We start from the raw sequence: 3,229 nt of genomic DNA, 5'->3' as shown, positions 1-3,229 counted from the left end.
CAGCGGTAGGCGCTGCACGATCACACCGGCGGGCAGGCCGATCACGATCCAGGCGACGTAGCTGGCCGCGGCGATCAGACCCATCTGCCACGCGGAGGCGTCCAGGACGGTGAGCGCGGTCAGCGGCAGGGCCACCGCGCCGACCGCCGACCCGACCAGACTGGTCGTGCCGGCGGTCCACCAGCGCCAGAACACACGGGCTCGTTCGTCGACGTGCATGTCGTCGGCCCCCGTCCGTCGCGCCGATGCGTTCCCGGTGTCAGTGCGTTGCCGTTGGCGCTGCGTGCCGTTGGCGGCGCGTGCCGACTATAGTCCGTTCCAATCTGGAACGGACTATAGTCGTGTCGGGCGGAGGGAGGAAGCGGGTGCGACGAGAGGATCTCGCGGACGCGGACTGCGGCATCGCGCAGGCGCTCGGCGTGCTGGGGGACTGGTGGACGTTCCTCATCGTGCGCGACGTCGCCGGCGGCACGACCCGCTTCGACGCGCTCCAGCGCGAACTGGGCGTCAGTCGGCGGGCGCTTACCGAACGCCTCGCCGCCCTGGTCGAGCACGGCGTGCTGGAACGCCGCCCGTACTCGGCGCACCCGCCCCGGCACGACTATCTGCTGACCACGAAGGGCGAGGGCCTGCTGCCGGTGTTGATCGCCCTGCAGGACTGGGGAACGAGGCACCTGATGGGTGACGGAGAGCTGACCGCGACCGCCGACGACGCCTCGGCCGAGGCCCGACGGGCACACGCGCTGGTGGGCCGACGGCTGCCGGAGATCGTCCTGCCCGGCGCCGACGGCCGGCCGGTCGCGTTGACCGCGCCGGACGTCTGGAGCGTCCACTACCTCTTCCCCGGGGCGTACGCGCCGGGGACGCACGGCTACCCGCCGGGCTGGGCGGAGATCCCCGGCGCCCGGGGCTGCACCCTCGAATCGACCACGTACGCCGGCCGGCACTCGGCCTTCGAGGCGGCCGGGGTACGCGTGTGCGGGATCAGCACCCAGCGGCCGGACCAGCTCGCCGAGTTCGCCGCGTACGCGGGGCTGCCGTTTCCGTTGCTGTCCGATCAGGACGGTCGGCTCGCCGCGGGGCTGCTGCTGCCGGTCTTCTCCGCCGGCGGGGTGACCCGGTTCAAGCGACTGACGATGCTCGTCGACCCGACGTCGGTGGTGCGGGCGGTGCAGTTCCCGGTCACCGACCCGGCCGGATCGGTCGACGAGATGCTGGTGCTGGCCCGCGACCACGCGACGATCCCCGGCTGACGCGGGGGCGTCGACCGGGGATCGCAGCGTCAGGTTCAGGTTCAGGCCGGAAGCGTCCAGCGCTGGTTGGCGCCGGCGAAGCAGTCCCAGATCTGCAACCGGGCGCCGTCGGCCGAGCTGTTGTCGGTGACGTCCAGGCACTTGTTGGACTGCGGGTTGCGCAGCGTGCCGTTGGACTGCGCCTGCCAGACCTGGGCGCCGCTGCCGTTGCAGTCGTACAGCTGCACCTTGGCGCCGTTGGCGGTGGAGCCGCTGGTGATGTCGGCGCACTTGCCGAGGGCGCGCAGCGTGCCGTCGCTGGCGACGGTCCAGGTCTGCGCGTTGGTGCCGTTGCAGCCCCAGAGCTGGATGGCGGTGCCGTTGGCGGTGCTCGCGGACGCCACGTCGACGCACTTGCCGCCGAGGCCGGTGATCTGGCCGGTACGACCGGACGGCGGCGGGGTGGTGCCGCCCATGATGGTGTCGTACATGGCGCTGACCAGCGAGGTGGAGCCGGTGGTGTCCTGCGACAGCTCCCAGTTCATGACGCCGCCGGCGTTGGCCAGCGCCCACTGCGTCTTGCGCTTGACGGTCGGGACGCCGTTGTAGCACTGCTGCGCGCCGCCGGCCGTGGTGCAGTCCCGGTTGGCGTTGGCCGGGTCCAGGGCGACGAGCGCCGAGTACGTGTAGTAGCCGGGGCGGCTGTAGAACGGGATGCCGAGGACGGCCTTGCTGGCCGGCAGGCCGCGGGACTTCCACAGGTTGATGCTGTTGATCGACCAGTCGTAGTTGGAGTGCGGGCTGCCGCCGTCGTACGCCATGATGTTGAGCCAGTCGACCTGGCCGAACACGGCCGTCGGCACGCCGTCGAGGTAGTAGCCCTCGGAGACGACGGCCGCGGTGAGCAGCTTGCCGCGGCTGTGCATGGCGCTGCCGAGCTGCGTCATGAGCTGGCTGTAGTTGTTCGCCGAGGCGCCCGGGTCCGGATACTCCCAGTCGATGTCGACGCCGTCGAGGTTGTACTGGTTGACGAAGTTGACCAGGTTGTTGACGAAGGCGGTCCGGCTGCCGGAGTTGGCCGCGAGGGCCTCGAAGGCCGAGTCGTTGCCGTCGTTCCAGCCGCCGACGGCGATCGAGACCTTGACGTTGTTGGCGTGCGCCTGGGAGACCAGCGAGGAGAGTTTGCTCGGGTTCTCCACGGCGCGCAGGCTGCCGTCGTTGTTGGGCAGCACGAACGCGTAGTTGATGTGGGTGAGCTTGTTGTACTGGATGGTGTTGACGTTGCCAGCCCACGAGGGCATGTAGCCGACGCTCTTGAAGTTGTTCGGCAGCACCACGGCCTGCGCGGCGGTGGGGACGAGGGTGACGGTGGCGGCGGCGGTGGCCAGGGCGAGCAGGCCGGCGGTGCGGGCGCGGCGCAGTGGTGAGGACATCGGGGGCCTTCCCGTGGGCTGGGGACGACGCCCGCCCGCGCAGGGTTGTCGCGGGCGGGAAATGCGGTACGCAGAAACGGGTGGCCTCGAGGCAGCCAAATCTTAAAGAGTGTTAACTGTCGGCGTCAATCAACGCCGATGGATTTCCTCGCCCGGGCGGATGCGGGGTTCTGGGGATGCCCAAACGACCGTTAAGCTCACGGGGTGGGAACCGATGAGTTGTACCCGCCGGACCGGCTGCTCGCCGCGCAGCGCGCCACCGCCGCGGCCGGCCTGGACGCGCTGCTGCTCACGCCCGGCTCCGACCTGCGCTACCTGACCGGGTACGACGCCCACGTGGGGGAGCGGTTGACCTGCCTGGTGCTGCCCGCCGAGGGTGCGCCCACGCTCATCGTGCCCAGGCTGGAGCGTCCGGCCGCGGAGGCGGCACCGAACACCGGCGTCCGCATCGTCGACCACCCCGACGGCGTCGACCCGTACCCCCTGGTCGTCGCCGCCCTCGACGGCCCGCCGTCGGCCGTCGGGCTCGCCGACCGGATGTGGGCCGAGCAGGTCCTCGCCCTA

The 3,229-nt window shown here is 70.9% G+C and carries 3 protein-coding genes and 1 pseudogene; 2 read left to right on the top strand and 2 right to left on the bottom strand.

What is annotated here, in order from left to right:
* A pseudogene (locus ABZU46_RS31510) lies at nt 1–219 on the bottom strand (MFS transporter); the annotation flags it as partial.
* A gap of 146 nt (nt 220–365) precedes the next feature.
* Between ABZU46_RS31510 and ABZU46_RS31505 the strand changes: the two are divergent.
* Complete coding sequence (locus tag ABZU46_RS31505) at nt 366–1,253, top strand: winged helix-turn-helix transcriptional regulator (RefSeq protein ID WP_354863336.1); 888 nt, start codon at nt 366–368, stop codon at nt 1,251–1,253.
* Nucleotides 1,254–1,294: 41 nt separating this feature from the next.
* Here ABZU46_RS31505 and ABZU46_RS31500 read toward each other — a convergent pair whose 3' ends face one another.
* Nucleotides 1,295–2,665 carry a glycosyl hydrolase family 18 protein gene (locus ABZU46_RS31500; protein WP_354863335.1) on the bottom strand — a complete coding sequence of 457 codons (1,371 nt, stop codon included), beginning with the start codon at nt 2,663–2,665 and terminating at the stop codon, nt 1,295–1,297.
* Between the two features lie 204 nt (nt 2,666–2,869).
* Here ABZU46_RS31500 and ABZU46_RS31495 point away from each other — a divergent pair.
* On the top strand, nt 2,870–3,229 hold a 360-nt coding region (locus ABZU46_RS31495; protein ID WP_354863334.1), incomplete at its 3' end, for an aminopeptidase P family N-terminal domain-containing protein.

It is taken from the genome of Micromonospora sp. NPDC005197 (genome assembly GCF_040608295.1).
In the GTDB taxonomy this organism is placed as follows: domain Bacteria; phylum Actinomycetota; class Actinomycetes; order Mycobacteriales; family Micromonosporaceae; genus Micromonospora.
The sequence above is the reverse complement of the archived record's forward strand: the minus strand, read 5'-3'. Positions and strand labels throughout refer to the sequence as shown.

Bases quoted from the DNA above. Each gene is read 5' to 3' on its own strand.
- ABZU46_RS31500 (WP_354863335.1), bottom strand. From the start codon at position 2,665: ATGTCCTCACCACTGCGCCGCGCCCGCACCGCCGGCCTGCTCGCCCTG.